The sequence below is a fragment of the Streptomyces sp. N35 genome, assembly GCF_016464295.1.
GTDB lineage: Bacteria > Actinomycetota > Actinomycetes > Streptomycetales > Streptomycetaceae > Streptomyces.
The window spans coordinates 25,192-31,618 of record NZ_JAEIMH010000004.1; the positions used below are offsets into that span (position 1 = coordinate 25,192).

The window sequence follows — 6,427 nt, forward strand, 5'->3', positions numbered from 1 at the left end:
GCCGGGGGGGAGGGGGGGGCGCGCGGCGGGGGCCGGAGAAGAACCCGATGCGGGGGGGGGGGTGGGGTGGTCGATTACGTCGGAGGTAATGGCAAGGCACCGACGCCCCTCAGCCTCTGCGCACGCTCAGGTGCCACTCGTCAGGTGTCTGTTGGTGGGCTCTCGGCGTGTGCGCGGGATGTGGCTGCCGCCTCGTCGTCGCCGGCGCGGACGTAGGCGGTGGCGGACTGCTCCCATGCTTCCCGGACCCGCGGCGGTTCAGCGCCGGATACTGCCAGGGTGGTGGCGAGCTCGGCCCAGGCCTCTCCGGTACGCGCCCAGTCTTCTTCCTGGGTCAGCATCGCCACCGCCTTCTCTCCGGCTGCGATCGCCTCGGCGTATCGCTCCAGGTCTCGGCAGGCGGTGCCGAGGTTGTTCCATACGATGCCCTCGCCGACGGTGTCGTCGGCCTGCTGGAAGAGGTGGAGGGCGGTTTCGTGGGCGGCGTGCGCCTCGGCGTGACGCTCGAGGCTTGCGAATGCGGTGCCGATTCCGTTCCAGGCGCTCGCTTGACCGTGGACGTCGTCGGTCTGCTGGTAGAGGTCGCGGGCGGTTTCGTGGGCGGCGTGCGCCTCGGTATGACGCTCGAGGTCCCTGAGTGCGATGCCGATGTTGTTCCAGGCGCCCGCTTGACCGTGGATGACGTCGGTCTGCTGGAAGAGGTGCAGGGCGGTTTCGTGGGCGGCGTGCGCCTCGGCGTAACGCTTGAGCTTGACGAGTGTGTTGCCGAGGTTGTTCCAGGCGCCGGCTTCGCCTTTGGTGTCGTCGGTCTGCTGGTAGAGGTCGCGGGCGGTTTCGTGGGCGGCGTGCGCTTCGGCGTAACGCTGGAGATTGGCGAGTGCGGTGCCGATGCCGTTCCAGGCACCGGCTTGGCCGTGGACGTTGCCGGTCTGCTGGTGGAAGTGGAGGGCGGTTTCGTGGGCGGCGTGCGCCTCGACGTGACGCTTGAGGTCGCTGAGTGCGTTGCCCACACCGTTCCAGGCGCTGGCTTGGCCGTCGGTGTCGCCGGATTTCCGGTGGAGGTCGAGGGCGGTTCGGTGGGCGGCGAGCGCTTCGGTGGACCGCTTGAGGTCGCTGAACGCGTTGCCGAGGTTGGACCAGGCGCCGGCCAGGTTCAGAGTGTCACCGAGCGCCTGGCAGCCTTCGAGTGCGTGCGCGCGGACGGTCAGTCGATCCTGGAGACGCCGTCGCCATTCCAGGTACCGGCCGAGAGAGAACCCGAGGTGCACAGCCGGTCGTGTGCGAGCGTGGGCGTGGGTGGTGGCGAGAAGATTCTCGCGCTCGGCATCGAACCACGCCAGCGCCTGCTCCCGTCCGTCGAACAGAGGTGACACCTCTTCGCCGGGCCGCTGCAAGTGGGTGTCGGCCGCTCTCGCGAGGCTGACGTAGTGGCCGGTCAGGCGGACACGGGCCTGTTCATAGCGCCGCCGGGGAGCTCGGCCACGGTCCATGGCGGTGCGGGCCTGTTCCTGGGCGTGGACGCGCAGGAGATCGTGCATCGACCAGCGGTCGCGCGCCTGGCCGTTCTGGACGAGCAGCCGTGCTCGGACCAGCTGGCGCAGCACCGGGGTGATCTTGTCGGCGGGCCGGCCGGTGAGGGCCGCGACGGCGGGGGTGGAAATGTCCGGGCCGGTATGGAGTCCGATGAGCCGGTAGAGGTCGGCCTCTTGATGGGAGAGGCGGGTGAGGCATTCATCGAAGACGGCGCGCAGGTTCCGTTCGCCGTCATCGAGGCCGCCGAGGCGGGTGCCCGCGTTGGTGAGCATGCGTACCCGGTCGGACAGCGGCTCGTCGGGGTCGTCGGCGAGGATGGCGGCCACGATCTGCAGCGCCAGAGGCAGATAGCCGCAGAGCGCGGTGAGTTCCTCCGCGCCGGCGGGCTCGTCCTCGACCCGTCGGTCGTCGGGGTCGGCGACCTCCAGCCGCTGGCGCAGCAGTAGGACGGCGGCATCGGGCTGGAGGGGGTGGAGATTGAACAGGCGGGCCCCGAGCCCCGGCAGAGTGTGGCGGGACGTCACGAGCACTGCGTGATGCCGGGCCGGCAGCAACGGCCGGACCTGATCCGAGGTCGAGGCGTTGTCCGCCAGAATCAGAACCCGCTGCCCCTCACGTGCCTGAGCGTCCAGTTGGGACCGGTAGAGCCCCGCCCGCTCGTCCAGCGTGGGCGGGATGTGCTCGGCCGCAACGCCGAGGGCTCGCAGCAGTGCCTCCAGCGCGTCCTCCGGCCGCACGGGGTTCGGGTCGTAGCCCCGCAGGTTCACCACCTGAACACCCGCGAACCAGCCCTTGTCGAGCGCGGCATGCCCCACCGCGTGAGCGAGGGTGGTCTTGCCTACGCCCGGCAGCCCTGCGACCGATCCCAGCGCCGCGCCCGTACCGTTCCCAGGGGCGAGCAGGGACAGGATCTTGGCGATCTCGTCCTCGCGGCCGGTGAACTCCTGTGGCAGTCCCGGGAGGGAGTTCAGGGCGGTCGGCACCGCCGCGTACGCCTGCACGTTGATCTTTGTGGTCTGTATCCCGCTGCCGAGTACCTGGCTGCGATCGAAGGACGCCCCCGCGAAGCTGCTGCCGTCCCGCTGCCCTTGCCCTTGCCCTTGCCCTTGCCCGGGACGCTTGTCCCTCTTCCCACCGCTCTTACGTTTGCCGGACGCCTTCTTCGCCCCCATGCCGCCGCCCGTTCCTACCGGTTGATCGTGTTGTTCTGCGTGCCGCTGCCGAGCACCTGACTGTCGGTGAACGTCGCGTTGCTGAAGTCGTTGTGCGTGCTCTGCACCGGGGCCCGGTCCTGGGCCTGCTGGACCAGGGCCTGCAACTCGGCGGCAACCTCCTGGCGCTCCTCGACCGGCAGTTGTTCGAGGAGCACCTCCAGACGGGTCTGCCAGCGGGTCACCAGAACGGTCTGGACCCGTTCCGACTCCGCGCCGGCGCCCGCCGACTCCAGCTCCGCCCGGGTCTGATCGAGCCGTTCGAGCTCGGCTTGCTCCCGTCCCTCCTCCCCGCGGCCGAGGATGCGCGCGATACCGCTGCGGATAGCGGCCCATGCGTCCGTTCCCGCGGCCTGCACGATCGCCCCGCCACCGGCCGCCGCCACCGCGATCAGTCCTTCGACCAACACGACCAACACCCCCACCAGTCAACGGACAAGAAGTCCAGCGTAGGGCGAGCCCGAGCACATCATCAGCCGAAACATCAACCCCGCCGTCGCGCGCGCCTCACATGGGAGCCACGCCAACCGGCCGGCACGCAGCCGGGTGGAGCCGGCTACACCCCCAGGTGGGGAGGCTGCAGGCTCGTGCCGGGGCCCCGTGGAGCGCGACGGTTTTCCTGAACGATTCGGCTCAGAAAGGCGGACGGGATGTTCAGGCGGCGTACGGGCGGACTCGCGGGCGGGACGGTGGTGGCCGAACCGGTCGCGGCCCTGCAACTGGACGGGGTGAGCCGCGCGTTCGGCGAGGGTGTGCGCGCCCTCGATGACGTCACGCTGCGGATCCCCGTGGGCCGGTTCGTCGCGGTCATGGGCCGTTCCGGGTCCGGGAAGTCGACGCTGCTGCAGTGCGCGGCGGGTCTGGACCGCCCGACGTCGGGGAGAGTGCGGATCGGCGGCCGGGATCTCTCGGGGCTGAACGAGGCCACGCTGACGCGCGTACGGCGCGACCGTGTGGGCTTTGTGTTCCAGGCGCTCAATCTGGTGCCGTCGCTCACCGTCCTGGAGAACGCGGGCCTGCCGCTGCTCCTCGCGGGACAGGAGGGCCCCTGGGAGGAAGAGGCGCTGCGGGCCCTGGGCGCGGTCGGGCTCGCCGGCCGTGCCGGCGACTCCCCCGCCCGGCTCTCGGGCGGTCAGCAGCAGCGGGTGGCGATCGCACCCGCCCCGGGCCCCCGGCCCCCGGCGGGGCTCCCCGCCGCGCCCGCCCCCCCCCGCGCCCTGGTCACCGAGCCCGCGGTGGTCTTCGCCGACGAACCGACCGGCGCTCTGGACCCGGTGACGGCCGCGGATGTGCTCGCGCTGCTGCGGGCCGCGGTGGACGAGCGGGGCCGCACGGTCGTGATGGTGACGCACGATCCGGTGGCGGCGCAGTGGGCGGACGAGGCGGTGTTCCTGCACGAGGGGCGGCTCGTGGACCGCGTCGAGCGGCCGGAAGCAGATCATGTGTGCGCTGTGCTGCGGGAGTTGGGCAACGCGCCGGGAAGCGGTCCGTGGAACCGGTCCGGACACCGGAGCCGGTCATGAGCAGCCATCGAGGCCTGCTCGCCGCCCGGGCCCACCGTGCCCACCGCAGGGCCTGGTGGGCGGTCGCGGCAGCCCTGCTGCTGACCTCCGCCCTGCTCGGCTGCTTCGCGCTCACGATCGCGTCGACCGCGTTGGGGCACGCACGCGTGGAGCGGTACGCCGGCGCGCCGGTCGTGGTGGCCGGTGACCAGACCACCCGCTATACGGCGAAGCCGTGGGGTTCCGAGCCCAAGACGGCGACGGCCGCGCTGACCGAGCGGGTACGGGTGCCGGCCGCGACGCTCGATGTGCTGCGGGACGTGGACGGCGTACGGGCGGCCGTGCCCGATGTGTCCGTACCCCTGGCCTCTCGCGGCCGGCTCCTGGTCGGGCGCCCTTGGGACGTGGCCCGGCTGGCCCCGTACGAGCTTCTGGAGGGACGCGCACCGGTCGGGCACGGCGAGATCGTCGTCTCGGCGGACGAGGGACGCTCCCCGGGCGAGCGGATCGACCTGAGCGCACACGGCACCGCGCGGACGTACGAGGTCGTGGGCGTCGCACAAGGCAAGGGCTCCGTGTACTTCACGCAGGCACAGGCCCGCACGCTCGCCGGCCACGCGGGGTCCGTCGACGCCATCGGGCTGCTGCCCGAACCCGGCGTCAGTCGGACCGAGTTGTACGAGCGGACGCGTACCGCTCTCGACGAGGCGGGCGCCCGCGATGTGAGCGCTCCGCACCGGGCGAAGGACGATGTGCGGCCCTTGCGGGTGCTCACCGGCGACGGCCGGGGCCTCGCCGAGCGGCTGGCGGCTCCCGCGGCCAGGACGGGCGCGCTGGAACTGCTCGGCGCCATCGCGGCCACCGTCGTCCTGGTCGCCCTCCTCGTGATCTCCTCCCTGGTGGCGCAGGCGCTGCGCCAACGAGCCGCCGAGCTTGCCTTGTTGCGTGCGGTGGGGGCCTCTCCCCGGCAACTGCGCGCCTTCGTGGGGCGCGAGGTGCTGCGGGTGGCGGTACGTCCCGCGCTGCTGGGCGCGCTCGCCTCCGTACCGGCCTTCTTCGGGCTGCTCCACCTCCTGCGCTCCGGTGGCGCGCTGCCCGCCGGGCTCGAACTGCCCACACCCGGCTGGCTGTTCATGGCTCCCCTGCTCACGGCAGGGCTGACGATCGGCGCGGCGCGACTGTCCGCCCTGCTCGGCTGCGCGCGTGCCGCACGCGTCCGGCCGGCCCAGGCCTTGGGAGAGGCGCGCGGCGCTTCCCGCGATCCGGGCCAGGGGCGCCGTATCGCCGGTCTCGTCCTGCTGGGTCTCGGAGTCGGCTCGGCGGGCGTATCCGTGGCGCAGAGCGGGGCCGCGGCCGCGATGGCGGCGAGTACGGCCGCCCTCACGATGGTGATCGGCTGTGCGGTGCTCGGACCGTGGATCGCCCGTGGTGCGCTGGCCGTCCTCGGGCTGTTGCTGCGGCGGCGCGGACCTCAAGGGGGGCTGGCGGCATCGGAGTTGGCGGGGAACACCGCACGCTTCGGGGCGGCGATCACTCCGATCGTGCTGGTGACGGCGTTCGTGGTGGTGCAGCTCGGCGCGGGCACGACGATGCAGCGCGCCGGTGAGCGCCAGGCCGCTGCCGCCCTGCACGCCGGACTGCGGGTCACCGGCGGCGGATCGCCCGAGGAGATCCGCCGTACGCCGGGGGGCACGGCCGCCACAGAGCTCGTCCGCAGCACCGTCGTCGGGGCCGGCAAGGAGGGCGGGGCGGCGCAGCTCGACCGGCCGCCCGTGCTGGGTGTCACGCCCGAGGGCCTGGCGCACACCCTGGACCCGGGGCCGGTGCAGGGCTCGCTGGACGAGCTGCGTCCGGGCTCGGTCTCGGTCGGCAGCGACCGGGCCCGCGCGCAGGGCCTGCACGTCGGCTCCCGGACGCAGGTGCGTTTCGGCGACGGTGTGGAGCGCACGCTGAAGGTGGTTGCCGTCCATGAACGCGGCCTGGCACTCGGCGAGTTGCTGTTCTCCCGCGACGAGCTGACCCGCCACATGACCTCCCCGGACACCACGGAGGTCCTGGTCGCGACGGACGACGCGACGTCGGTACGTGACGAACTGGGCAAGGCCCCCGGGGCCCGCGTGACCGTGGCCCGCCCCGTCCCTCTCACGCTCCCCGACCAGGCGTTGGACGACCCGCTCGGCC

General features: G+C 72.5%; 4 protein-coding genes. 2 read left to right on the plus strand and 2 right to left on the minus strand.

Annotated elements, in window-relative coordinates; translation table 11 throughout:
* Nucleotides 1–140: 140 nt before the first annotated feature.
* Nucleotides 141–2,705, minus strand: coding sequence for a tetratricopeptide repeat protein (locus JAO81_RS02900; protein ID WP_199546128.1), 2,565 nt, complete (start codon nt 2,703–2,705; stop codon nt 141–143).
* Nucleotides 2,706–2,719: 14 nt separating this feature from the next.
* Nucleotides 2,720–3,154, minus strand: coding sequence for a hypothetical protein (locus tag JAO81_RS02905; RefSeq protein ID WP_199546129.1), 435 nt, complete (start codon nt 3,152–3,154; stop codon nt 2,720–2,722).
* A gap of 240 nt (nt 3,155–3,394) precedes the next feature.
* Here JAO81_RS02905 and JAO81_RS02910 point away from each other — a divergent pair, with 240 nt between their 5' ends.
* Both JAO81_RS02910 and JAO81_RS02915 read left to right on the plus strand, forming a co-directional pair.
* On the plus strand, nt 3,395–4,267 hold the full coding sequence (locus JAO81_RS02910; protein WP_199546130.1) for an ABC transporter ATP-binding protein: 873 nt from the start codon (nt 3,395–3,397) through the stop codon (nt 4,265–4,267).
* Nucleotides 4,264–6,427 (plus strand): ABC transporter permease (locus JAO81_RS02915; protein ID WP_199546131.1); only part of this gene is annotated, 2,164 nt, incomplete at its 3' end. The genes JAO81_RS02910 and JAO81_RS02915, both read left to right, overlap by 4 nt.

Coding starts and splice junctions, on each gene's coding strand:
- JAO81_RS02900 (WP_199546128.1), bottom strand. CDS start 2,705: ATGGGGGCGAAGAAGGCGTCCGGCAAACGTAAGAGCGGTGGGAAGAGG.
- JAO81_RS02910 (WP_199546130.1), top strand. CDS start 3,395: ATGTTCAGGCGGCGTACGGGCGGACTCGCGGGCGGGACGGTGGTGGCC.